We start from the raw sequence: 23,428 nt of genomic DNA on the forward strand, positions 1-23,428 counted from the left end.
AAGATACCGGATTCCCTGAGTGGAAATCCGGTATCTTCGTCTTAAACTGTTCAATACGATACAAAGTATTGAAGTTTTTCAGTGGCCTCGACGCATCCACTGCCTTTTTCGTATCTCATTTTTAAAACGGATTATAAAAGCGGTTGCCATCATAGAAAGTGATGACGAATGACAAAACCGTCAAAAGTAGCACACAGCCGATCGCGACATAATCGATTCGTGTCATCGTCTGTTGGTTATACCACGTCCGCTTTCGTCCGGCACCGAATCCACGGAGATCCATCGCATTACTGACGGTCTCAATCCGCTCCAAACTCGTAAACAGCAAGGGAAGTAAAATCTGGATACTATTACGCGCCCGTTGCCAAAGCGAACCGCGTGAGACAGCAATTCCCCGTGCTTCCTGGGCATTCGCGATCGTCCGAAAATCCGCTTGTACGTCTGGAATGTAACGGAGTGCTAAGGAAACCGCAAAGGCGATTTTATACGGGACACCAATCCGATTCAATGAAGAAGCGAATTCCGTCGGATGGGTCGTGACGAGAAACAACACAGCAATCGGAACGATCACACTGTATTTTAAGATGAGATTAAACAGATAAAACAACTGTTCTGCCGTTACCGTAAAGCGCCCGATGCCTTCAAATAAGACGTGGCGCGATCCGTAGATCGCTACGCCTTGCTCTGGTTCAAATAGATAAACGGCGAGCGCATTAATCAAAACGAATAGCGCTGTAAAGATCAAGACGAAGCGGACTTCCCGAAACTGGATACGCGACAATCGGAATAACACGATACTGACTAACCCCATTACAAGTAAGACACGTGTATCATAGGTGAACATCGTTGCTGTCGTAAATAATAAGAATCCGATCAGTTTCGTCGTTCCCGTCAATCGATGAATCGGTGACGTTTTTTCAATATAGCCAAGCATTTCTACAGCCATTGTTCCCGCTCCTTTCGCTCCGCCGTAATCACGGACTCGACGAATCGTTCCGGATCGACTTCGAGGTGTTGCGCTAGCGTAAAGAGCGATGTTTGTTTTAAATGGGCATGATGCAGCAATTGTTCTTGATTCAGCAGTCCAAATGATGGTCCAGCATAACGGATACGCCCAGCTTGCACGAGGCAGACTTGATCGCTGTATTCTAAGACGAGATGCATGTCGTGCGTGATGATGAGTAACGTCATTCCGCCCTGCTTCAATCCTTCTAAAAAGTCCATCATATCCGAATAATGCCGATAATCTTGACCGGCTGTTGGTTCATCGAGAATCAAGATATCCGGTCGTCGAACGAGAATCGAAGCAATCGTCACTCGTTTCTTCTGACCAAAACTCAGTGCTTGGATCGGCCAATTACGAAACGGATATAATCCGCAACGACGTAATGTCTGCTCGAGACGCTCGTTTTCTTCCGCCTCACTCAGTCCGAGCGCCTGCATCCCGTAGCGGATTTCCTCCTGCACGAGGTGCTTCGAAATCATATGATTCGGATTTTGCAGAACGAATCCGATCGTTCCTGCTCGCTCTGCGATCGATTGGTTCGTGATGTCGATTCCGTCAAGCAGGATCCGACCACCTGTCGTCCGTTGGTAACCACTCAACACTTTCGCAAGCGTGGATTTTCCGGCACCATTCTGACCAACGATCGTCGTCAGTGTTCCTTTTTGAAAAGTCGCCGTCACATTCTCAAGCACCGGCGTTCCTTGACGATAATGAAACGCCAACTGATTGAGTTCAAGCAATGAAGTAGAGGTTGCAACCTCTTTTTGGGGTGCTTTCTCTAAACGCTCTAACACGTTCGTCTGGTTGAATCGCTTTAAAAAGGGATCGATGCGGCTCGGCTGATCTGAAGGTTGAACGGCAAGCCCAGCCCAGCGTGCGGCACTGACATAGAGAGGTTCACGCAAGATCGCTTCTTGCAGTTTTCCGTTACTTAAGATGACATCCGGATGATCATCAGCGATGATTTCGCCATCGACCATGACGATGATGCGGTCAAACGGAATGACGAGTACATCCTCGATCCGATGTTCGACGACAATCAATGTGCGATTCGTATCACGTTGCAGTCGATCCATAAGCGTCATCGCCTCTTGTCCCGCTACTGGATCGAGATTCGCGAGCGGCTCATCAAACAGTAAGATGTCCGCATCTTCGACGAGGACTCCGGCTAATGCCGCCCGTTGTCGTTGTCCTCCTGATAGATCATTCAATCGTGCTTGCAAGAGCGTCTCGACATCCGTCATCCGTGCGACACGTTCGACGATCTCCTGCATTTCCGGTCGCCCAGTCTGTTTATTTTCGAGCGCAAAGGCGATGTCTTCGCCAACCGATAAACCAACGAACTGCGCATCTGGATCCTGTAACACCGTTCCAATATGCAGCGAACGATCAAATAACGATAACTCCCGGGCATCCTGATCCTTGATCAGGACCTGTCCTTCCCACGTTCCCGGGTACGAGAACGGAATCAACCCATTGATGCACTGGGCGAGCGTACTTTTTCCTGAACCCGACGGTCCCACGATTAAGATGCGTTCGCCTGCTTGAATCGTTAACTGAATCTGTCGGAGTGTCGGTTCCGACTGACTCCGATATGTAAATGAAAAATCCTGAAATTCGATTACGTTTGTCATGTCCTTCTCCCCCCAAGCTAAATGAGCTATGATCCTGCCGTCTCTTCGCACAGGATCATAGCTCATTCGGTCAAGCTTCGCGTTTCAAGCTGCCTGCTTTACTTCTTGTTTTCGCATAGGTGACGAGCAACAACGTTCCAATGACACCGACCGTCAAGATGTTCGATGTCGCAGCGACAGCCCCTTGGACGAAGACTTTGTTCGCTGGCTCCGTGTAAATTAAGATATCGAGTACCGGTGCAATGATGATCCAACCGATCGCTTGCACGATGGCTTGTGTGACATTGAATAAGACGATTTTACGTGTCGTCAATCCGCCTTCTTCTAGACGAATCCGGTTAGCGATCAATCCGATGCCAAAGCCGACGAACCCGGATACGATGACCCAGCTCCACCACGGGGATCCATATAAAATCGCATCTTTTAATCCATGACCGATTAAACCAATCAAACCGGCTGTGACTGGTCCGAACAAAACTGCCATGAATGCGAGAAATGCATAGGATGTCTCGATTGACGTGTTCGGTACGCCTGTCGGAATCACAGCGAATCGACTTAAAATGATGAATACTGCTGCTCCGATCCCGGTTGCGACGATCTGTTTTGTCGTAAATCCTTTCATGTTCGATCTCCTCCTTTAATATGTTGTACGTTAACACTCCAATCATTTCCGATTCCAACCTCAAATGCATGCGCAAACGAACCTTGATTCAAGGCAAGAGCAATCTGATCCAGCGAGTTGATGTAGACGACGCCTGAACCAACCGGCACATCGGCGAACGAATGACCAAAGAGCAGTGTTTGTTCGTAAACAATCCGTTCTCGGTACGAAATCGTTACCTTGACGTGGCTACCGATGTCGAGACCCGCCTGACGAACGAGAGCGACCGGAATATTCGTCCAGACATTTCCGAAGCGAACATCGAGAATCTCGACGATACCGGTAACACCGGTATCTGACGACGAGGCAAGTGTCCGGTCGAGCAAGACGATGTCCGAAGCAGGTAAAACGGGTCCTACTTCCTCGAAGGTGATGACATGGCTCGATAACCGAGCACCCGTGAAGGCAAAGATATCTCGTCCGTGAAACGTATACGATTCACCCATTCGAGGTAAGCGATGCCGTCGATCATCGAGTTGCCTCACTTCAGCAATGTATCCGGCTTGCCAAAGATGCGTCAACGTTCCGTTATCTGGTGTGATGATGTATTGATTCGCATGCGTCCGCGCGACGACACTCTTTCGACTCGATCCGACACCTGGATCAACGACAGAAACGAACACCGTTTGCTCCGTCCAGTACGGTACCGTCTGCAGTAACCGATAGGACGCTTCCCAAATGTGGAAGGGCGGAATGTCGTGCGTCAAATCAAAAATCCGAATCTCTGGATTGATGCTATGCGCAACCCCATACATCGCACTCACTGCCCCGTCACTCACGCCAAAGTCTGATTGCAATACCAATGCTTCTGCCATCTCGTCATCCTCCTCCTGCGCGGACGTCCCCACAAAAAAGACACCACGCCCTTATCTCTCAGGACGTGATGTCTGATCACGTGGTACCACCTTCGTTCATGGCTCAACTCACGTTCAGCCACCTCTAGGAGTACGAGACTCCCTGGAATGCTAACGGTATCCGTCCTACCGGTCGGTTCTACTGATGAACACGGTTCACGTTCTTCCGACTGCTCCGGGACCATCTTCAAATGACGAAATCGTCTCATTTCCAGCAACAGAGACTCTCTATCGATTTCTGATCACTTTACTCTTCCCGTCTACGCATGCAGATTTAGTTGTCTGAAAATTTAAATTAATAGTACAACCGTTTCATTCCTGACGCAAGGTTTTTTACTCAGAAATTTTTAAATTCGTCGTCCGGATCGTTCCCCATGGTGACACATCCGCACGGACTTCCAGTGCTTTTGCTTTTTCATATTGTTTTCCGCTTCCCTGTTCGACATAATACTGCGTCAATTGTGGAATCGACACGTATTGATCGTAATAGTCGCCGGCGACACTTCCAAAGAATCGTTCATTCGAAATCCGGTCGATTTGAGCATAACCAGAAGCATCGGTCTTGAAGCTGACATAGACACGCCCATTTTGAATCGTCGGACCTGGTTTTAAATCCGGATACTGCAGCATCACGTATTCGCCGTAAACGGGATCAAACGGATCAAACGGTTCTGCCCGAAAACGGTACGATGTTCCGAACCAGGAGGTCGCAAAAAAACTGACAATCAACAGACCGACGACGCACGTCTGCAATACGGGCATGAGATAGCGTTTCATGACGCCACACCTCCTCTACGGCGTAACCACCATAAGATACCGGATAATAGGAAGATGAGTAGCGCACCGATGAGGAAAAATAAGGACATGTTCAACCGATCCCACGCATAGATGACGTATATCGCGATTTGAACGAGAATGAAATAGAGAAAGGCTGGCCAGACGACCGCATGACGGCGTTCTTGATACAACAAATAGACTAGCGCCGATATTTCAAAAAGGATGGCGAGTAGAATTGCCTGTTCATCGAGCCACAGGACTCCGACGAATCCAAGCGGAACGATAAACAATAAGGAGCGACGTTTTTGATAGAGGAAAATTCCTAATCCGATGGATACGATAGCTAGCAGAATCGCTTCTGTCATAGATGGTAATGCGGCATTTGATTCCGCACGTACAGACAGATAGACGATCGAACTGATGGCAGCAACGACCAGATAGACCATTTCGACGATCCGACGATTGGACTCCTCACGAACAAGCCAGAGAACTGGAACGAGTAAAAATAGCGTCCAGACCGGCCACAGGAATCCGTCATATGATACAAGGAGAAACAAGGAGAGACCACTGAAGAAGAGAAACAGCCAGCTAAACAAAAGCGATGGCAGACGTTGGCTGAAGTAAAACCAACTGAACGACAGCACGACCATCAGACCGAACGATATCCAGTCGAGATAACTCGCCTGTTCTTGACCAAAACCACCGAGACTCGTGAAGATCGTCCATCCGGAAAGGAAGGCGACGACACCGTATGCTTCATGACGCCAAAGCACATAATGCGCTAACGCGGCGACAAACACACACCATCCGAGTAATGATCCTTCCATCGGCAAGTGGAAACTTTGAACAACGACGAGAATCGAGGCGCCAAACGCTAGGATTCCACCGATTCGGAAGACAATCGGATGCAACATACTCCGACGTTCCGAAAGATCCGCCATGACGTAACAGCTCCACATGAGTGCTACGACAAGTCCGATTTTCCATCCGACCGGCATGACTTGCCAGTTGGCGGCTAAAAAGCTGAACACAGCCAATACGACGAACGTACCCCCTACAATCAACAAGAGCGGTAGACGTTGCTTTTCCTTACGATTGTTCTCGTAATCGACGATTCGTTTGACGGTTGCTTCGTCCAAAAGCCCCGCTTCACTCCACTCTCTCATCTTGCGTAACTGCTTCATCGCACCCACCTCCTTCGAAGTGTTTAGATATTTATTAAATTCCCGATTTAGTACCATCTCAAGCCCGGATTCACAAGGATTCCAAGCTATTTGTTCAGTTCGTCACAAAATGGTGACAGACAAAAAAAGCAAGGAAGACTAGCTTCCTTGCTTTGTATAATCGATGGCTTAAACACGGAAACGGGCAACGAGAACCTGTAATTCTTCCGCCATATCGGATAATGCTTTGGCTGATTGCGAAATCTCTTCCATCGCACTCAACTGTTCTTCTGTCGTCGCTGCGACTTGTTTCGACGCCGATGAATTCTCTTGCGCGATATGTGCGATTTCGGTTGCAGAGGCAGAAACCTCTTGAACGTTCGCTGCGATTTCCTCGACAGTTGCTGTCACATCTTCGATTCGCGGTGTCATCTCTTGCGTCCGTTCGAGAATCTTCTGGAATCGTTCTGCTGATGCTTCTGTCGTCGATAAACCGGCTTTCGTCTGTCCTGATACTTCTTTCATCATCGTGACTGACTGATCTGTCTCCTGCTTGATGTTTTGAATCAGCTGTGCAATCTGCTTCGTTGAATCCTGTGACTGCTCTGCTAGTTTACGCACTTCACTTGCAACGACGGCAAAGCCTTTTCCGTTTTCGCCTGCCCGTGCTGCTTCAATCGCCGCGTTCAGTGCCAATAAATTCGTTTGTTCGGCAATGCCGTTGATGACATCGACGATTTTCCCGATTTCATTCGAACGATGTGCGAGTGAGCTGATGACACCACCAAAGTTTTGAACGGAGGCATCGATTTCTTTCATCTGCTGGACATTCTGCAGGACAGCAACTGTTCCGTTCTCGGCTTCTGTTGCCGTTGAACGTGATAGCTCTGACACATCGGTCGAGCTCTCAGCGATCCGCATGGTGCCGGCTGTAATCGACTGTAACGAAACAGCGTTCGCATCAAGTTGACGCTTCGATTGATCCGCCCCTGCTGCGACCTGTTGAATCGATCCCGCAATTTGTTCCGATGCGGACGTCGTCTGGGCAGAGTTCGCCATTAATTCCTGCGACGAACCGGCCACTTGTGTGATCGACTGATCAAGATTGATGATGATCGAGCGGAGTGAGTCGACCATGACGTTAAAGCTTTGCGCGACTTGCCCAACCTCATCGTTTGATTCAACGATGACGGGTTCCGTCAAATCACCAGATTGAATCCGTTCTGCTCCACGTGTCAAATGACCGAGTGGGCGGAGGATCGAGCGAAGAATGAAGTAAATGAAGACCGCCGCAATGAGTAACATCCCACCGATGACAGCAAGCGTCGTCCAAAGAATACTTGACGTCGCATCTGTGATTTCTTGATCGTACAGGGTTCCGGCAACCTTCCACTTCGTCAGGTCGTTCGTCATGAAGTCCATCTGTTTGCCTTCATTTTCAAATTCATAAGAAAATTGTCCGGCTGGCTCCGCATAGAGGGGGGCGACCCAGTTCCCTGTCGCCTTCTCACCTGGTTTCAGTGTCGGATGAGTGACGAATTTTTTATTCGAATCGAGAATCGTGACATAACCTTCTTTACCGATTTTAATCTTTTTTGCGATTTCCGCGATCCGGTCGACATCGACATCAACCGCCACGACACCTTTCCCGTTGCCGGTCGTCTGCGACAGTGTCACCATCATCTTGTTCGAGGCAGCATCAACGTACGGATCGGTGATGACGACTTTTCCGCCAGCAGCTTCCGCTGATTGATACCACGAGCGTTCACGTGGATCGTAATCCTCTGGCATGACCTGTTCCGGGAAAATGTTCATATCCCCTTCCGTCGTCGCGAAGTAAATGTTCGCTGCTTGCGGATGCATGTCGAGATATTCTGTCATTTTTTCTTTTAACGCTGCATTCGGTTTTCCTTTTTGATAAAGCGTGCCGTCAATCCGGTCCGCAAAAAAGGCGACATCGCGTCGCATCGGATCAATGATGTTCTGGATCTCATCGTTCATCCGATCGACTCCACCATGTGCCGATTGCAGAATTTGCTCCGTCATCGTTTGTTTCGCCTGATTGTAGGCAACAAATCCGATCACGAGCGCTGGAATTACTAATAAGAGAATCGATGTCAGAATTAATTTTTGTTTGATGCTCATCGTTCGTTTGATCTTTTGTTCCATGTGTCACTCCATTCTCGAGTGCAAGGACTCGCTATTCTACCTTCTCTATCGGAAGAATAACGAAAAATGTTCATAGAAAAATCGATAAACGTGTACTCGTTCACATGAAAAAAGACGACTCATTTCGAGTCGTCTTCCTTGATAACGCTTACCCTTATGCTTCTTGATCGCCTTTCCAGTTCATCATACCGCCTTCGACGTTGACAATATCATATCCGTACTGCTCGAGGAAACGACCGACGTTTTCGCTCCGTCCGCCTGCTTTGCAGATCAAGTAGTAGGTTTCACCTTCTTGCAACTCCGTATAGCGTTCGCCGATCTCAGACATCGGAAGGAAGCGGACGTTCGGAATGTGTCCTGCATCGTATTCATCCTGCTCACGGACGTCGACGACGTGCAACGCTTCGCCTGCCTCTAATCGCTCTTGTAACTCGTCTACATGAATCGTTTTCATCTCGTATGACCTCCTGTATGGTTCTGTCGTAAGTGTAGCAAATCTATCGTTAAAACAAAACGAAACCGTTTGATACGAAGTGATGAAAAAGCGAACCCGTTTCCGGATCCGCCCGTTTTATTATTCTCCTGATGCTTTCCGAATCGACTGACGTGTCTCCTTATGCATTCCCCGTGCATAATAGACAGCAATCAGAATTGCGTACCACAGTGGTCCAACGACCAAAGCAATGCGCGTACTTGCATCAAATGCCATCAAGACGATGACACCGGCAAGTGCCGCGAGGGCAATGTAATTGGCAATCGGGAAGAACGGAACAGCAAATTCTGCTGAACCATGTACCTTCCGTGCCCGCATCTGAGCGATCAGAATCATCGCCCACGTCCAGACGGCTCCGAACGTCGCGATACTCGTTACGATTGCAAAAACATCTTCCGGTAAGAAGTAGTTCAAGGCGACACCGACGAGCAATGCGACACCTGAAAGAATCGTCGCCAGTGCTGGAACACCGTTTTTCGAGATTTTCGAGAAGCGACGTGGTGCTTCACTGTTCTCGGATAAGTTCATCATCATCCGGGCTGTCGAGAAGATACCCGAGTTACATGACGAGAGTGCTGCCGTTAAGACAACAAAGTTGATGATGCCGGCTGCTGACTCAATACCGAGCGATTGAAATAGTAATACGAACGGACTACTGTTATTTGCACCAACTTGATCCCACGGATAAATCGATAAAATGACGAAGAGCGCCCCGATGTAGAATACTAAAATCCGAAGGAAGACGTTGTTAACGGCTTTTCGAATCGTTTTCTTCGGGTTCTTCGCTTCCCCTGCTGTGACCCCAATCACTTCAATTCCTAAGAACGCAAACATGACCATCTGCATGGCAAGAAGTACACCAGTGAACCCGTTCGGTAGGAATCCACCATGTGACCACAGGTTCGAAATCCCAACTGGTGTGCCGCCGTTCCCAAGACCAATGACGATCGTCAAAGTTCCTAAGATGATCATGGCGACGATCGCGACGATTTTAATCAACGCAAACCAAAATTCGAATTCACCATAAAATTTAACAGCAATGAAGTTGATGCTCGTCATCAAGACAAGTGCTGCTAGTGCCCATACCCAGCCCTGGGAATCCGGGAACCATACTTTCATGTAAATACCGACTGCTGTGATTTCCGCCATACACGTAAAAATCCAGAGTAACCAATAATTCCAACCTGTTAAAAAACCAGCTAATGGACTGACATACTTCCGGGCATACTCCGCAAAACTACCAGCTACCGGCTCCCGCACCGCAAGCTCCCCAAGTGCTCGCATGATGATGAAGATGATAATACCACCGATCAGATAACCAAGTAAGATCCCTGGACCTGCCAGTTGGATCGCTTTCGCTGACCCGAGGAAGAGTCCGACACCGATTGCCGCCCCCAGCGACATTAGTGTAATATGACGTTCTTCCAGTCCCCGATTCAACTCTGTCTGTTGTTTCATTTTTACGACGTCCTTCCCGTCTCTGTTTGTTTCTTAGCAGTTCCCCGTACCGCTACGTTGTCAGTATAAAGAAGATGTGTCGATTTTGTAAACGTTTTCATCCAATATTTCTCACCAAATCCACATACTCGGAATATTCTGATTACAACAGCAATATAAAAAAAGGAACCATCTGCTACTAAATAGTATACAGGATGGCTCCTTTCGGAAAGTTACAATTGTTAATCAACTTTAGCAAGTGGTACATCTGCTGTCTCGGACTTCCCGGTCAATCGGAAGATGCCATTCAGTAATAATGCCGTCAGCGATCCCGCGACGATTGGGCTATCCGTCAAGACACGGATTTGTGACGGGAGACCGGCTACGATCTCCGGATTCATGCTGATTCCTAAACCAATTCCGAGCGCGAGTGCCACCGTGATGACGTGTTCATTTTTCGAGAAATCGACCCGGGACAGAATACGAATCCCGCTCGCTGCGACTGTTCCGAACATGATCAACATTGCCCCACCTAGGACTGGTTTTGGAATCAACGTCGTGAATGTCGCCACTTTTGGTAAGAAGCCGAGCAAGATTAAAAATCCACCCGCAAATAAAATGACTTTACGTGTCTTCACGCCAGTCAATTGAACGAGACCGACGTTTTGGCTGTATGTCGTATACGGGAAGCTATTGAAAATACCGCCAACGATCGTCGCGACACCTTCTGCCCGGTAGCCACGTGCTAGATCCTTATCCGTTAAGCGACGATCCGTGATCTCACCAAGTGTCAAGAACACACCTGTCGATTCAACCATCGAGACGAGACCAACGAGTGTCATCGTCAAGATCGCCGTCGCATTGAATGTCGGAACGCCGAAGTAGAACGGCGTCACCATTTGGAACCATGATGCTTCCGCCACCGGACTGAAGTCGATCATCCCCATGCCGAACGCAACGAGTGTACTGATCATTACAGCAATCAAAACGGCTGCCGCTTTTGAAAAGACCGTGCCGTAACGATTCAAGATTAAAATCAAGACGATCGTCAGTCCGGCGAGTCCGAGATAACGTGCGTCACCAAAGTCCTTTACGCCCTGTCCGCCTCCGATGTCATTGATTGCAGCCGGAATCAAGGAAATCCCAATGATTGTCACGACGGAACCAAGGACAACCGGTGGGAACAGGACCGCGATCTTACTAAACCAACCTGAAATGACAAGAATGATCAGCCCACTGGCAATCAAAGCACCGTAAATCGCTGTAATGCCTTGAAGACTTCCAATCGCAATCATTGGACCGACTGCTGTAAAGGTACAACCAAGTACGACTGGAAGACCAACACCTGTGTATTTCGTGACGAGTACTTGTAATAAGGTCGCAACGCCACACATGAAAAGATCAATCGCCACTAAATAAGCAAGTTCTTCTCCTGACAATCCGATCGCACTCCCGACGATCAGTGGAACGACAGCTGCTCCTGTGTACATCGCAAGCACATGCTGAAGTCCGAGACTGGCTGCTTTGAAGTTTGATAGTCTCATACGGTCACCGAGTCGACGAATGTCGCTTTTCCGTCCTTCAATGACTCAACACGCGCGAGTGACTCGACACGGAATCCAGCTTCGATCAGTTTTTGACGTCCCGGTTGGAACGACTTTTCAATGACGATTCCAAATCCAGCGACTTCTGCCCCTGCCTGTTCAACGAGACGAGCGAGACCAAATGCTGCTTCTCCGTTTGCGAGGAAGTCATCAATGATCAGAACACGTTCACCCGGTTGCAGGTATTTCTCTGCGACCGTGATTGTATTCGTCTGTTGTTTCGTAAATGAGAAAACTTCAGCTGAAATCGTTCCTTCGTTCAATGTGACCGATTTCGTCTTACGAGCATAGACCATTGGCACGCCAAGACGAAGTGCTGTCATCATTGCCGGGGCAATACCTCCCGCTTCGATCGTCAAAATCCGCGTGATACCGGCATCTTGAAAGCGTTCCATGAACTCATAGGCGATTTCCCACATCAAGGTCGGGTCGACCTGGTGGTTTAAAAAGGCATCCACTTTCAATACTTGATCCGATAAGACGATTCCCTCTTGATTAATCATGTCGTGTAGACGTTTCATACATGCATTCTCCTCTTTAAAAACGAAAAAACGTACAGCCGCTACCCGGGGGCAGCCACTGTACGCCAAAAAAGAGAGCAGTAACTCACCACCCGTAGTCGGACCGTTACGGCGATCCGGTAGAGACTCGTGGGCCAATTCCCACTATTATACGAGCGTTGCTATACGTTTACGTTTCGTGATTTTCGTGATGTGTACCATTGTACGGGGTTTAGCGAAAAAGTAAAGACTTTTTCACACCGTGCTTAAGCTTGGCGTTCTTCGACCGCTTGTGCTGCCGTGATGATCGCTAGTTTGTATACATCCTCTTCGTTACAACCGCGTGAAAGATCGTTGACCGGTTTGTTCAACCCTTGAAGGATCGGACCAATTGCTTCGAATCCACCAAGACGTTGTGCGATTTTGTAGCCAATGTTTCCAGCTTCAAGACTTGGGAAGATGAAGACGTTCGCTTGACCTGCGACATCTGATTCTGGTGCTTTTGATTTCGCAACGCTTGGAACGAATGCAGCATCGAATTGGAGTTCGCCATCGATTGCAAGCTCTGGTGCACGTTCTTTAGCAATGCGAGTTGCTTCAACGACACGCTCTGTCTCTGGTGATTTTGCTGAACCTTTTGTCGAGAAACTGAGCAATGCCACTTTCGGATCGATACCGAATGTTTTCGCTGTTTTCGCAGATGCAATTGCGTTCTCTGCTAGATCGTTTGCATCCGGTGCGATGTTGATCGCGCAGTCTGCGAAGACGTATTGCTCATCGTCACGAACCATGATGAAGACGCCTGATGTTTTTTTATAGCCTTCTTGCATTTTGATGATTTGAAGTGCTGGACGAACCGTATCGCCTGTCGCGTGCATGGCACCCGATACAAGACCTTCTGCTTGTCCTGTGTGAACGAGCATCGTACCGAACGTGTTCACGTCTTTTAAGATGACAGCACGTGCTTGCTCTTCTGTTGCTTTCCCTTTACGACGCTCAACGAATGATGCAACGAGCTCATCGATTCCAGCGTAAGAAGCAGGATCGATCGTATCAAGTCCCGTGATATCGATTCCGTTTGCTGCTGCTGTTTCTTCGATTTGTACACGTGGTCCAATGACGATTGGTGTGACGAGACCGTCTTTTTTCAAACGGACAGCTGCGCCAAGAACACGCGCGTCAATTCCTTCTGGGAAGACGATTTTCGGTTGGTGCGCTTTAATCTTTTGTTCTAACATATCGAATAATTGCATGAGTTTCTCTCCTTTTTAGGTAAACACGACGTCGTCGATTTGATCCATTTTCTTTTCCATCGTTTATTATACACAGTTCTCAATCGTTGTTAAAACAATTTGCAAAAAAGTTATCTAACAAAAGCATTGAAGCCATATTCATCGACTATTACAGTCATTTTCAAGAATGGTACAGAGACTATTTTCGAGCAAAATAATTTCCACTTCCCCTTTTACCCACTCTCTGCTTTTTTCATGTGTTACGATCTCATGGACAAAATCCTTTTAAGACGGAGCCTATTAATAGAATGTGATAAGATAGGATATGGAAAAAGACAACTTATTTCAGACTCAGGAGGTCATCCCATGCAACATCAAACATCTGAACCGACTGCTACGCAACAAGCCGCTGAAACACTCGACGGCTGGTATACATTACATGATTTCCGCCGGATCGATTGGTCACGCTTGAAACAAGTCGACGCGACAGACCGGGCGCGCATGATTGAAGAGTTCCAAGCCTTCCTCTCAGAGCTTTCTGATGTCGAAGCGGCGAAAGACGGAAGCCACGCACTCTATACAATCATCGGTCAAAAAGCTGATCTCGTCTTGATGGTTCTGCGTCCAACGATGGAACAAATCCAAGACGTCGAAGTTAAAATGCAAAAACTTGATCTCTATGATTACTTGATCCCGACGTACTCTTACGTCTCTGTCGTCGAACTCGGTACGTACCGTGGTTCGGGCGAAGGAAATCCATACGAGAATCCGTACGTGCGTGATCGTCTCTATCCGATCTTGCCGCAAGCGAAGCACATCTGCTTCTATCCGATGAGCAAGTCACGTCGCGATGGCGACAACTGGTACACGCTCTCGATGGAGAAACGAAAAGAGCTCATGTATCGTCATGGTATGATCGGTCGGAGTTATGCCGAGAAAATTCAGCAAATCATCGGTGGATCAACTGGATTTGACGATTGGGAATGGGGCGTTACGCTCTTCTCAGACGACATTCTCCAGTTCAAGAAAATCGTCTATGAAATGCGTTTTGACGAAGTCAGCGCGAAGTACGGTGAGTTTGGTGAGTTCTTCATCGGGAACCGTCTCGAAAGTGAACAATTAAATACTCATTTTGCACTTTAATGTGTTGAATGACGTTTGATTGAAATATCTCATGGGAATATACTCCTTGCGGCTACAAAACAGGCTATAAAATAGTTGGTTGATTACGTAAGGAGGAATTACCATGGGGAATGCTATGAACCGATCGACACGATCGCGTGAATTGCAATTCGCTGTGCTTTCAAAAGAGCTGAAACCGGTTGCAGATCGCGTACTGGATCGCTACGAGCAAGCATTATCGAAGCTAAACAAAACACAAACGACAAAACGATGAATTCGTTTTGATACTTTCGTCTACTCGATATCGAGTGGGCGTTTTTCGTATAAAAAAACCGTTCTTCTTCATGACGGAAGAAAAACGGTCGAACCTCATAATCCTTTATATGCGCCAATTGCGACAAAGATCCATGCTGCGATGAATAAAACGCCACCGATTGGTGTGATGGCACCCAGTTTCGTTACGTTCGTCAATGCCATGACATACAGGCTACCGGAGAAGAAAACGATTCCGGCGAGCATCAGCCATGCAGCCAACGACCATTGTGGAATCGATACTTTTAATAAGAGTCCCCCGAGTGCTAGGATACCGAGCGAATGTACCATCTGGTAAAGAACGCCTGTCTGCCAGTTCGCGAGCATCCGTTCCGTTAGCATATCTTTTAAGGCGTGTGCACCGAATGCACCTAGTGCGACCGATAACATCATCGAGATCGCGCCAATCATAATGAATACTTTCATGCTTATTCTCCCCCTAAGCGTCGTGCTGGTAAATTCCATTCATAATAATACGATAGCATACGTAAAACAGTGATGAGTCCGAGCAATGTGAACAAATGTAGAGGATTCGTCAATTGGAAACGATCAATCACGAGTGCTGCCATGACAGCCCACATCGCATAAATCTCTTTATGCAAGACGAGCGGTTTCCGACCCGCCAGCAAATCACGAATCACTCCACCCCCGACACCAGTTAGAACAGCAGCCGAAATCGTCGCTGACAGTGGCAATCCTTTTGCTGTCGCCATCAAAGCACCTTGAATCGCAAACGCCGACAACCCAAGCGCATCCGCGAGGACGCCCCAACGTGTCCAGTGCGGCAAAAACAACTGGGGTAACATGAAGATCAACAACGCAACGAGAATTGCGACTAAGAAGAGACCACCTTGCGACCAAAGAGCGGATACCGGTACACCAATCAGTAAATTACGAATGGCACCACCGCCGAATGCTGTGATCAAAGCAAGTAACCAAACACCGAATAAATCATATTTTTCTTCCATCGCAACAATCGCACCACTCATCGCAAAAGCGACCGTGCCGATGATATTCAATAAGTCCCAGGACATGCGCACATTTCACCTTTCTACAAAGAAATTCCAATACTTACTATACTCTCTTTTTAGTTTCCGTAAAGCATTAATTTTCTGTCACCGTTTCGACCGTTTGCGAGTGACGTTTTTAGGTAAAGTAACCTATACTGAAACAAACTGTACAGGAAGCTAGGTGACCGTATGAAACGTTGGGCGCTTTATCGCATCGTCGTCATCGTGACGATGTTCGCACGTTACATTTTTACGATCTATCGATTCACCCGGAAAAACCGGCCAGGTACGAACAACGAAGAGTTTGAGCGCATCATGATCCGGATTGCGCGTGACTATAAGAAAAAAGCATTACGGCTAGAAGGATTACTGATCAAGCTCGGCCAGTTCTTATCGATTCGAGCCGATTTGTTCCCACCATCCGTCTTGATGGAACTGACCGAACTGGTCGATAAAGTACCTTCAAGTAAACTCGGAGAGTCACGAAAGATCATCGAAGAAGATTGGGGCATGCCGATTGAAGAGATTATCTCGGACATCAGTCCCCGTCCTGTCGCTTCTGCCTCGATTGGTGAGGTGTACAGCGGAACCTTAAAATCAAACGGTAAAAAAGTCGCGATCAAAGTCCAGCGACCGAATATCGAACAAATCATCAAGACCGATTTCCGTGCCATGCGCATCGTCATCGCCATGTTACGTCGGACGTCATTAAACAAATCGACTGATCTACAAAGTCTGTACCGCCAAATGGTCTTCGTCATTGGTGATGAATTGAATTACCGAACTGAATTAAAAAACGGTCTCTACTTTAAAAAGATGTATGAGACGAACCCCGTCATCTATATCCCGAGTTATTATGAAGAACATTGTACGAATCGGGTGCTCGTCATGGAATGGATTGACGGGACACGTATTACTGATCTCGATTATTTGGCGGAACATCAGATTGACCGTGACGAACTAGCGCGTAATTTATTCTTAAACGCTGGTGAGCAATTACTGTTCGGTGGGAAATTTCACGCCGATCCACACCCAGGTAACGTCCTTGTCCAGTCTGATGGCAAAATTGTTTTGCTAGATTTCGGAATGATTGGAGCGACGACGCCTGATGACATGCGGGCGATTCAACGAATCCTCCAATCTTTCGTCACCTTGGATTACGATGCGATCGTCGATGGTTTAGAAGATTTACGATTCCTGTTGCCGAATGCGAATAAGCAAAACATCCGACAAGCGATTGAAAAAGCGGTCACGTTTTATCTCGAGAGTGATATGGAAAACGTCGATACGAAGCTGATTGAGAAGGTCTTATCCGATATCGAATTGCTCGTCCGAAACGAACCGATCCAGCTTCCTGCCGAGTTCGCGTTCTTCGGTCGTGCTGCCTCGACGATTCTTGGGATCCTTCAGATTCTTTCACCACAAATCAATCTACTCGAGTTAGCCAAGCCAATGGTTCGACGTTGGCTCGATGACGAAGGGAAAAACCAAAACCGTTACCTACAGATTGCCGGATCCTACGGTGCGCGATTGCTTGCCTTCCCGCGCCTTGTCAACGACGCTCTCAGCGAACCGACGCGTTGGCGGATCATGGAGCAACAAAAGTTCTCTCGCGTCGCGAACATCGAATCACTCAAAATCCGGCAGTGGACGAGTTCACTCGTCGGAATCATCAGCCTACCTTTTAGTTATCTCGGCTATTATTTTACGCAGTACGATGTCATGGGGATTTCCTTGACGATTGCGGTCATCGCTTTATGGAATGGTCGCCGAATCGGACGACAAATCGTTCGGATTGCTGACGAACCGTTCCGATAAACGAAATACCAGTAAACGTTCACTTCGGTGGGCGTTTTTTTATTTCAGAATAACTCTTCTTCGCGCTTCGAGGTTTTTCCTCGCGTCTCGCGGGGTACAGCTTCAAGTAGAGAGATAATAGTAAGGAGAGGTGAAACACTTGATTGATATTTTAATTGCCATCGTTCCTGCATTGATGTGGGGATCGTTGCCGCTCGTCGTCTCGAAAATCGGAGGTTCAACGGCGCAACAAATTATCGGTACGACTCTGGGTGCGTTGCTTTTCGCGATCGTCACCTTCTTTTTTGTCAGCCCAGAGCTGTCGACGACTGCTTGGGTCGCCGGATTCTTTTCTGGTGCTTTCTGGGCGCTCGGTCAAAAAAATCAGTTTGCTGCCTTTCGTCAGATGGGTGTCTCAAAGACGATGCCAATCTCAACAGGAATGCAACTCGTCGGAACATCATTGTTCGGTGTTCTCGCTTTCGGAGAGTGGTCAACGACAACTGCGTTGATTCTCGGAATCAGTGCCCTTGTATTGATCATTGCCGGAGCAGCTTTCACGTCTTACAAGGAAGATAAGAGTAAAGAAGATGAGAATATAGGAAAAGGTCTGACGCTCCTCCTCATCTCGACTGTCGGGTATGTCGGCTACGTCGTCATTGCCCGTTGGTTCGATATCAATGGCTGGGAAGCAGTCTTACCACAAGCTGTCGGGATGGTCGTGAGTGCGATTCTTCTTTCTTTACGAGAAGGAGATCTCTTCACGAAAAAAACAGCCGGCAATACGGTTGGTGGACTCATGTGGGCTGTCGGGAACGTCGCTTTACTGTTTGCGACGGCAAAAGTCGGGGTCGCGACGAGCTTCTCCCTCTCCCAAACAGGGGTCGTCATCTCAACGATTGGCGGTGTCCTCTTACTGAAAGAAACGAAGACAAAGAAAGAGATGACCTTTGTCATCATCGGTTGTATTTTAGTCGTTGCCGGCGGAATCATGATTGGATTTACGAAACAATAATGAAGGAGTGAAGCATCATGTATGAAAGTTTAAAAGGAAAAGTCGCCATCGTAACAGGTGGATCAATGGGAATCGGTGAAGCTGTCATTCGCCGCTATGCAGAAGAAGGCATGCGTGTCGTCATCAACTACCGCAGTCACCCGGAAGAAGCGAAGAAAATCGCTGAATCGATTAAAGAACAGGGTGGCGAAGCCCTGATCGTCCAAGGAGATGTCTCGAAGGAAGACGATATGATCAACCTCGTCAAAGAGACTGTCGCACACTTTGGTCAGTTGGATGTTTTCGTCAATAACGCGGGAATCGAGATGCCGTCAGCATCTCATGAAATGTCACTCGAAGACTGGCAAAAAGTCATCGACGTCAACTTAACAGGTGCATTCCTCGGTGCGCGTGAAGCACTGAAGTACTTCGTCGAACACGATGTCAAAGGTAGCATCATCAACATGTCGAGTGTTCATGAAATCATTCCATGGCCAACGTTCGTCCACTACGCTGCGAGTAAAGGTGGCGTCAAATTGATGACACAAACTCTTGCGATGGAATATGCACCAAAAGGCATTCGGGTCAATGCGATTGGACCTGGTGCGATCAATACACCGATCAATGCTGAAAAATTCGAAGATCCGGAACAACGAAAAGAAGTCGAGAGCATGATTCCAATGGGCAATATCGGAAAACCCGAGGAAATTTCAGCCGTTGCCGCATGGCTTGCATCTGACGAAGCAAGTTATGTTACAGGTATCACACTCTTTGCGGACGGCGGGATGACACTTTATCCGTCGTTCCAAGCAGGACGCGGTTAACCTATTTTGAATAGACAAGGAGAGAACCGCTCATGACCACTTTTTTCTCATTGATCCGTCGCGGAAATAAGTCAGCACTTGCTGCTGCTGTCGTCAATACAATCATTGCTATCATCAAGTTCGTCGCTTATATCTTGACTGGGAATGTGGCGATGTTTGCCGAAATGATGCATACAATCGGCGATGCGGCGAATCAGTTTTTCGTCTATATCGGTTCTGCTCTCAGTAAAAAAGCACCGACGAAACGGTTTCCGAACGGATTCGGTCGCCTTGTTAACCTCGTGTTACTGGCTGCAATCATCGTCGTCGCGTTGCTTGCGTATGAGACGATCCGGGAAGGCATCTTGCATATCACACATGGTCCTGGCGAAGAGACGACTGGGCTTTGGATCATTTTGACGGCACTTGGAATTGGTGTTGTACTCGAAGTCGGCGTCTTTTATAAAGCGATGATCGAGATTGCTCATGAAACCGGGCTTAAGTCTAGAGGGTTGACACTCGTTGGTCAAAGCTTCACCCATCTTGGGCAGGCAAAACCAGCTACACGTCTTGTCTTCATGGAAGATCTTGTTGCGACTCTCGGTGGTATCATCGCAATCATCGCCGTTCTGATTTCACACTACACATCGTTTTATCAAGCAGAGGGCATTGCATCGATTTTGATTGGTCTGATGATGTTTTACGTCGTTTATAATGTCTTTATTCAAAACGCTGCCGGTGCGCTCGGTGAAATTGATGAAGTACTGACTGCTAAAATTGGTGAAATTCTCTTACGTGATGAGGCCGTTCGGGATATCGAAAAACTTGAAGTCATCAAGGAAGGGGATCACTTCCATGTCGAGACAGAGATTGAAGTGGATCCTAACTTAACGATTGCCCAAGCGGACGACATCAAGGACCGGCTTGAACTGCAAATTCGAATTCTTAAAGGGGTCACCGATGTCACGATCTCCTTTGATGAAGATGATAAAGTACAACAGTATCAATCTCCCTCACCACCTGTAGAATAAACAAAAAGCCATCGGTAGATGGCTTTTTGTTTGCATTCATTAGCGTGTAGCGCGGACGAATCCGGCTTCTTCTGCTTCTTTTTCCGTACAGAATCGTTGCTCCGGCTTCACTTCATCGTAGGACTGCCCTCCCGGTACATGGTAGATTTTTTTACCTGACCGATTGATGTTGCCTTTGATTTCGCAGGATTTCGTTTCTGTAATCGCTTGAGCGTCAAAGCCACGATTTGTGACGTAGCCATCGTGCTCCCAAATCTTTTTCTTCGACTGCTTGGCTTCCTGTTCGATCTGTTCGAACATATCGACATAACGTGTATCCGGCTCATAGACGAACGCTACACGTGCGAGCCCTTTTCGAAGTAACTCCTGATTCAACATCTTATCACCGTACCAGACGTATGCGAGTAATCTTCCGTATCCATCGGTCCGGGAATGATCACGCTCCAACCGAATAGCTGTTCCGCTCGGTAAGGTCTCTTTCGTAAACGCTGAAGCTTCCGTTCCATACGGTTGAACCGGTGTATCCGGTTTGACGGTTTCTGGTGTATCGACAAGGAGTAGACGAACGTCCTCCGTTTTTCCATCCGCCAACTTTACTTTTAACGTATCCCCATCGATGACGCGCTCGACCGTCGCCTTCGTGACCTTTTCGTCATCCGGTTGTTTGATGCCAAGCACATCGGTTTCTTCTGGTGCACAACCGATGAGAACGAATAGAAAAAGTAGACTCATCATGGCGTATCGTCTCACTTTTGTTTCGCTCCTTTCCATGAAAATACGGATCCGGTCAAAGCCCGAACCCGCATATGCTATCTTGGTTATTCGTTAGTCTGCTGATAGAACCGTTTCGACTTCATTTCGGTTCGTATAAAGTTGATAGAACGCTTCCGCTACATTTTTTGGATCAAGTGCCGTGCCACGCTTCACTTCTCCGGCAATCGTGACAGTTCCGACGTAGACACCGTCTTCCTTCAATGTATCATGTAACATATGCGTCACTTGTCGAACGCCTGCCTTCCCGATTGAAAGCCCTGGCAACGATTTGATCGCTTGCATCGCAGCGCCGCCTCCAGTAATCAGGATCGCGCCGTCTTTCCGTTCTTGCATCGACGGAGCAACGAGTTGTGCGGCATGCAGTGCACCGAGCACATCGATTTCGAACTCTTTCGTAATCTGTTCTGCTGAGACTTCAAGGACAGACGCTTGATGTAAAATCGAAGCATTATAGACTAAGACATCAACTTGTCCGTACTGCTCCTCTGTCCATTCGATGAGTGATGCGATATCGGCTTTTCGAGAAGCATCACATTCCACTCCGACCGCTTCCACACCCGCTTCTTTTAGTTCCGTGATAACGGCTGCGAGTGTTTCTTGTGTCCGCGCCGCACAAACGACTTGAAAGCCTTCTTGTCCGAATCGTTTGCTGATCTCATATCCATTCCCTGGTCCTGCTCCAATGACGATTACTGTTTTCATGACACATCTCCCCTTCTGATTTCAACTGTGGTGGTTATTCCCTGAATCCCGTCATTTCATTCAAAAATCAAGCAATGAAGTGCCTTTTTCTTCTTTCTCCTGCGAAACGCCCATGAAACGCGCTAACATCGGATCGACTGTTGGTGTTGCCTGAGGTGTTGACGTAGGTAACGATATCGTTGAACTTGATGTCGCCTCAGATTCAAGTAATAGTTCACAGTACGCCTTCATTGCTGCAATCTGCTCTTTCTGCGAGGCTCCTGTCGTTTGCTCAATGCGTTGCATCGCTTGACGCATCTTTTCGATGATGTGTTGTTCCGTAATCATCTTGTATTCCTCCTTATGGTAGATTGAGGGTATGAACTTGAAAAGGATGTGTTTTCCATGATTCGTACCGCTTTAGTTGGTTTTGGTCTTGCCGGTCAACATTTACATGCTCCTTATTTGCACGCACCTGATTATCAGTTAGTCGCTGTTCAGTCGAGTCGTCCGGAAGCAGTCGCTGCTTATGACGCGACGCTACCTGTTTATTCGACACTTGAAGCCCTGCTCGCTAAAGAACAGATCGATTTAGTCGTCATCGCGACAGCAAATGAGCTACATTATCCACTTGCGCGCTTCGCTTTGCTATCGGGCTGTGATGTCCTCGTCGAGAAACCGTTCACTGTCACGCTCGAAGAAGCCGAAACGTTGACAGAACTAGCACGTGTACACGATCGGTTACTGACAGTTTATCATAATCGTCGGTATACGAAGGATTTTCGAACGCTGATGACCTTACTCGAATCCGGACGTCTCGGCACTCTCCAAACGTTCGAAGCGCATTATGATCGCTATCGTCCAGACGTTGAAGATCGTTGGCGCGAACAGGACGTGCCCGGTGCCGGTCTACTGTATGACCTGGGGTCACACTTGATTGATCAAGCACTCGTCGCCTTCGATGAAATTCCGGATCGCGTCTTTTGTGACCAAACGATTCAACGGCAAGGTGGAATCGTTGATGACTATACACATCTGATTTTAGCATTCGGTACGCGACGCGCTATTTTACACATCGGTTCCATCGTTCCGGCTGTTGGTCCTTCGCTAATGGTACACGGGACACAAGCAAGCTATTTTGTCGATGAAGTCGATACGAAACGAACGACTTATCAGTTGGCTGAAGCAAACGGACCCATTGAAGACTTTCCTTTTGTCTCCGGGCAATTTGGCGATTATTATACAGATCTCGCGCCAGCTATTCGTAAGCGGACAACACCACCTGTCTCTCCGAAACAGGCTGAACTCGTCATGAAAATCATTGATCGTGCTCAAAAGAGTGCAAAATCGGGTACATGGATAAAAGTAGACTAA

At 47.7% G+C, this 23,428-nt stretch carries 24 protein-coding genes and 1 riboswitch; of the genes, 7 read left to right on the top strand and 17 right to left on the bottom strand.

What is annotated here, in order from left to right:
- Window positions 1–121: 121 nt before the first annotated feature.
- From KNQ15_RS08660 to pta, 12 genes are all read right to left on the bottom strand, one after another.
- Entirely contained in the window at window positions 122–946 is an 825-nt protein-coding gene (locus tag KNQ15_RS08660) for an energy-coupling factor transporter transmembrane component T family protein (protein ID WP_214728843.1), read from the bottom strand.
- A complete protein-coding gene (locus KNQ15_RS08665; protein WP_029343190.1) occupies window positions 937–2,640 on the bottom strand; it encodes an energy-coupling factor transporter ATPase in 1,704 nt (567 codons plus the stop codon). Before KNQ15_RS08665 ends, KNQ15_RS08660 begins: the two co-directional genes overlap by 10 nt.
- A 70-nt stretch (window positions 2,641–2,710) precedes the next feature.
- The gene (locus tag KNQ15_RS08670; protein ID WP_023466768.1) at window positions 2,711–3,262 is read right to left on the bottom strand and encodes an ECF-type riboflavin transporter substrate-binding protein; all 552 of its coding nucleotides are present in this window, start codon (window positions 3,260–3,262) and stop codon (window positions 2,711–2,713) included.
- Window positions 3,259–4,116: an SAM hydrolase/SAM-dependent halogenase family protein gene (locus tag KNQ15_RS08675; protein ID WP_029343188.1), complete on the bottom strand. Its 858-nt coding sequence runs from the start codon at window positions 4,114–4,116 to the stop codon at window positions 3,259–3,261. The genes KNQ15_RS08670 and KNQ15_RS08675 overlap by 4 nt, the downstream gene beginning before the upstream one ends.
- Window positions 4,117–4,488: 372 nt before the next feature.
- A complete protein-coding gene (locus KNQ15_RS08680; protein ID WP_023466766.1) occupies window positions 4,489–4,932 on the bottom strand; it encodes a GDYXXLXY domain-containing protein in 444 nt (147 codons plus the stop codon).
- The gene (locus tag KNQ15_RS08685; protein WP_214728845.1) at window positions 4,929–6,116 is read right to left on the bottom strand and encodes a DUF2157 domain-containing protein; all 1,188 of its coding nucleotides are present in this window, start codon (window positions 6,114–6,116) and stop codon (window positions 4,929–4,931) included. The genes KNQ15_RS08680 and KNQ15_RS08685 overlap by 4 nt, the downstream gene beginning before the upstream one ends.
- Window positions 6,117–6,284: 168 nt before the next feature.
- Window positions 6,285–8,264 (bottom strand): methyl-accepting chemotaxis protein, encoded by a 1,980-nt coding sequence (locus tag KNQ15_RS08690; protein WP_214728847.1) that lies wholly within the window; start codon window positions 8,262–8,264, stop codon window positions 6,285–6,287.
- 154 nt (window positions 8,265–8,418) lie between these two features.
- Window positions 8,419–8,718, bottom strand: coding sequence for a rhodanese-like domain-containing protein (locus tag KNQ15_RS08695; protein ID WP_029343185.1), 300 nt, complete (start codon window positions 8,716–8,718; stop codon window positions 8,419–8,421).
- Window positions 8,719–8,838: 120 nt separating this feature from the next.
- Window positions 8,839–10,215, bottom strand: a complete 1,377-nt coding sequence (locus tag KNQ15_RS08700) for an amino acid permease (RefSeq protein ID WP_029343184.1) — start codon at window positions 10,213–10,215, stop codon at window positions 8,839–8,841.
- Between the two features lie 221 nt (window positions 10,216–10,436).
- A complete protein-coding gene (locus KNQ15_RS08705; RefSeq protein WP_214728849.1) occupies window positions 10,437–11,738 on the bottom strand; it encodes a nucleobase:cation symporter-2 family protein in 1,302 nt (433 codons plus the stop codon).
- On the bottom strand, window positions 11,735–12,319 hold the full coding sequence (locus KNQ15_RS08710) for a xanthine phosphoribosyltransferase (RefSeq protein WP_035411444.1): 585 nt from the start codon (window positions 12,317–12,319) through the stop codon (window positions 11,735–11,737). The genes KNQ15_RS08705 and KNQ15_RS08710 overlap by 4 nt, the downstream gene beginning before the upstream one ends.
- A gap of 75 nt (window positions 12,320–12,394) precedes the next feature.
- A riboswitch (purine riboswitch) is annotated at window positions 12,395–12,494 on the bottom strand.
- A 70-nt stretch (window positions 12,495–12,564) separates the two neighbouring features.
- Entirely contained in the window at window positions 12,565–13,551 is a 987-nt protein-coding gene (pta, locus tag KNQ15_RS08715) for a phosphate acetyltransferase (protein WP_214728851.1), read from the bottom strand.
- 345 nt (window positions 13,552–13,896) lie between these two features.
- Here pta and hemQ point away from each other — a divergent pair, with 345 nt between their 5' ends.
- Entirely contained in the window at window positions 13,897–14,673 is a 777-nt protein-coding gene (hemQ, locus tag KNQ15_RS08720) for a hydrogen peroxide-dependent heme synthase (RefSeq protein ID WP_214728853.1), read from the top strand.
- Between the two features lie 103 nt (window positions 14,674–14,776).
- Window positions 14,777–14,926, top strand: coding sequence for a hypothetical protein (locus tag KNQ15_RS08725; protein WP_023466754.1), 150 nt, complete (start codon window positions 14,777–14,779; stop codon window positions 14,924–14,926).
- A gap of 95 nt (window positions 14,927–15,021) precedes the next feature.
- Here the strand turns inward: KNQ15_RS08725 and KNQ15_RS08730 are convergent, their stop codons facing one another.
- Together KNQ15_RS08730 and KNQ15_RS08735 are read right to left on the bottom strand one after the other, a co-directional pair.
- The gene (locus KNQ15_RS08730; RefSeq protein ID WP_029343179.1) at window positions 15,022–15,390 is read right to left on the bottom strand and encodes a DUF423 domain-containing protein; all 369 of its coding nucleotides are present in this window, start codon (window positions 15,388–15,390) and stop codon (window positions 15,022–15,024) included.
- 2 nt (window positions 15,391–15,392) lie between these two features.
- A complete protein-coding gene (locus tag KNQ15_RS08735; RefSeq protein ID WP_023466752.1) occupies window positions 15,393–15,998 on the bottom strand; it encodes a trimeric intracellular cation channel family protein in 606 nt (201 codons plus the stop codon).
- Between the two features lie 165 nt (window positions 15,999–16,163).
- Here KNQ15_RS08735 and KNQ15_RS08740 point away from each other — a divergent pair, with 165 nt between their 5' ends.
- From KNQ15_RS08740 to KNQ15_RS08755, 4 genes are all read left to right on the top strand, one after another.
- The gene (locus KNQ15_RS08740) at window positions 16,164–17,792 is read left to right on the top strand and encodes an ABC1 kinase family protein (RefSeq protein WP_023466751.1); all 1,629 of its coding nucleotides are present in this window, start codon (window positions 16,164–16,166) and stop codon (window positions 17,790–17,792) included.
- A gap of 142 nt (window positions 17,793–17,934) precedes the next feature.
- Window positions 17,935–18,786: a GRP family sugar transporter gene (locus KNQ15_RS08745; protein ID WP_174514744.1), complete on the top strand. Its 852-nt coding sequence runs from the start codon at window positions 17,935–17,937 to the stop codon at window positions 18,784–18,786.
- Window positions 18,787–18,803: 17 nt separating this feature from the next.
- Window positions 18,804–19,589, top strand: coding sequence for a glucose 1-dehydrogenase (locus KNQ15_RS08750; RefSeq protein ID WP_214728855.1), 786 nt, complete (start codon window positions 18,804–18,806; stop codon window positions 19,587–19,589).
- 32 nt (window positions 19,590–19,621) lie between these two features.
- Window positions 19,622–20,599 (top strand): cation diffusion facilitator family transporter, encoded by a 978-nt coding sequence (locus KNQ15_RS08755; RefSeq protein ID WP_214728857.1) that lies wholly within the window; start codon window positions 19,622–19,624, stop codon window positions 20,597–20,599.
- Between the two features lie 39 nt (window positions 20,600–20,638).
- Here KNQ15_RS08755 and KNQ15_RS08760 read toward each other — a convergent pair whose 3' ends face one another.
- The 3 genes from KNQ15_RS08760 to KNQ15_RS08770 all read right to left on the bottom strand — a co-directional run bounded on the left by KNQ15_RS08760 (window position 20,639) and on the right by KNQ15_RS08770 (window position 22,402).
- Entirely contained in the window at window positions 20,639–21,349 is a 711-nt protein-coding gene (locus tag KNQ15_RS08760; RefSeq protein WP_353048904.1) for a thermonuclease family protein, read from the bottom strand.
- 75 nt (window positions 21,350–21,424) lie between these two features.
- On the bottom strand, window positions 21,425–22,075 hold the full coding sequence (locus KNQ15_RS08765; protein ID WP_029343173.1) for an SDR family NAD(P)-dependent oxidoreductase: 651 nt from the start codon (window positions 22,073–22,075) through the stop codon (window positions 21,425–21,427).
- 60 nt (window positions 22,076–22,135) lie between these two features.
- Window positions 22,136–22,402 (bottom strand): DUF5327 family protein, encoded by a 267-nt coding sequence (locus KNQ15_RS08770; RefSeq protein ID WP_058704595.1) that lies wholly within the window; start codon window positions 22,400–22,402, stop codon window positions 22,136–22,138.
- A 57-nt stretch (window positions 22,403–22,459) separates the two neighbouring features.
- Between KNQ15_RS08770 and KNQ15_RS08775 the strand changes: the two genes are divergently transcribed.
- On the top strand, window positions 22,460–23,428 hold the full coding sequence (locus KNQ15_RS08775) for a Gfo/Idh/MocA family oxidoreductase (RefSeq protein WP_214728861.1): 969 nt from the start codon (window positions 22,460–22,462) through the stop codon (window positions 23,426–23,428).

The organism is Exiguobacterium sp. s168 (genome assembly GCF_018619035.1).
Classification (GTDB): Bacteria; Bacillota; Bacilli; order Exiguobacteriales; family Exiguobacteriaceae; genus Exiguobacterium_A; species Exiguobacterium_A acetylicum.

Bases quoted from the DNA above. Each gene is read 5' to 3' on its own strand.
- KNQ15_RS08660 (WP_214728843.1), bottom strand. From the start codon at position 946: ATGGCTGTAGAAATGCTTGGCTATATTGAAAAAACGTCACCGATTCAT.
- KNQ15_RS08665 (WP_029343190.1), bottom strand. From the start codon at position 2,640: ATGACAAACGTAATCGAATTTCAGGATTTTTCATTTACATATCGGAGT.
- KNQ15_RS08670 (WP_023466768.1), bottom strand. From the start codon at position 3,262: ATGAAAGGATTTACGACAAAACAGATCGTCGCAACCGGGATCGGAGCA.
- KNQ15_RS08675 (WP_029343188.1), bottom strand. From the start codon at position 4,116: ATGGCAGAAGCATTGGTATTGCAATCAGACTTTGGCGTGAGTGACGGG.
- KNQ15_RS08680 (WP_023466766.1), bottom strand. From the start codon at position 4,932: ATGAAACGCTATCTCATGCCCGTATTGCAGACGTGCGTCGTCGGTCTG.
- KNQ15_RS08685 (WP_214728845.1), bottom strand. From the start codon at position 6,116: ATGAAGCAGTTACGCAAGATGAGAGAGTGGAGTGAAGCGGGGCTTTTG.
- KNQ15_RS08690 (WP_214728847.1), bottom strand. From the start codon at position 8,264: ATGGAACAAAAGATCAAACGAACGATGAGCATCAAACAAAAATTAATT.
- KNQ15_RS08695 (WP_029343185.1), bottom strand. From the start codon at position 8,718: ATGAAAACGATTCATGTAGACGAGTTACAAGAGCGATTAGAGGCAGGC.
- KNQ15_RS08700 (WP_029343184.1), bottom strand. From the start codon at position 10,215: ATGAAACAACAGACAGAGTTGAATCGGGGACTGGAAGAACGTCATATT.
- KNQ15_RS08705 (WP_214728849.1), bottom strand. From the start codon at position 11,738: ATGAGACTATCAAACTTCAAAGCAGCCAGTCTCGGACTTCAGCATGTG.
- KNQ15_RS08710 (WP_035411444.1), bottom strand. From the start codon at position 12,319: ATGAAACGTCTACACGACATGATTAATCAAGAGGGAATCGTCTTATCG.
- pta (WP_214728851.1), bottom strand. From the start codon at position 13,551: ATGCAATTATTCGATATGTTAGAACAAAAGATTAAAGCGCACCAACCG.
- hemQ (WP_214728853.1), top strand. From the start codon at position 13,897: ATGCAACATCAAACATCTGAACCGACTGCTACGCAACAAGCCGCTGAA.
- KNQ15_RS08725 (WP_023466754.1), top strand. From the start codon at position 14,777: ATGGGGAATGCTATGAACCGATCGACACGATCGCGTGAATTGCAATTC.
- KNQ15_RS08730 (WP_029343179.1), bottom strand. From the start codon at position 15,390: ATGAAAGTATTCATTATGATTGGCGCGATCTCGATGATGTTATCGGTC.
- KNQ15_RS08735 (WP_023466752.1), bottom strand. From the start codon at position 15,998: ATGTCCTGGGACTTATTGAATATCATCGGCACGGTCGCTTTTGCGATG.
- KNQ15_RS08740 (WP_023466751.1), top strand. From the start codon at position 16,164: ATGAAACGTTGGGCGCTTTATCGCATCGTCGTCATCGTGACGATGTTC.
- KNQ15_RS08750 (WP_214728855.1), top strand. From the start codon at position 18,804: ATGTATGAAAGTTTAAAAGGAAAAGTCGCCATCGTAACAGGTGGATCA.
- KNQ15_RS08755 (WP_214728857.1), top strand. From the start codon at position 19,622: ATGACCACTTTTTTCTCATTGATCCGTCGCGGAAATAAGTCAGCACTT.
- KNQ15_RS08765 (WP_029343173.1), bottom strand. From the start codon at position 22,075: ATGAAAACAGTAATCGTCATTGGAGCAGGACCAGGGAATGGATATGAG.
- KNQ15_RS08770 (WP_058704595.1), bottom strand. From the start codon at position 22,402: ATGATTACGGAACAACACATCATCGAAAAGATGCGTCAAGCGATGCAA.
- KNQ15_RS08775 (WP_214728861.1), top strand. From the start codon at position 22,460: ATGATTCGTACCGCTTTAGTTGGTTTTGGTCTTGCCGGTCAACATTTA.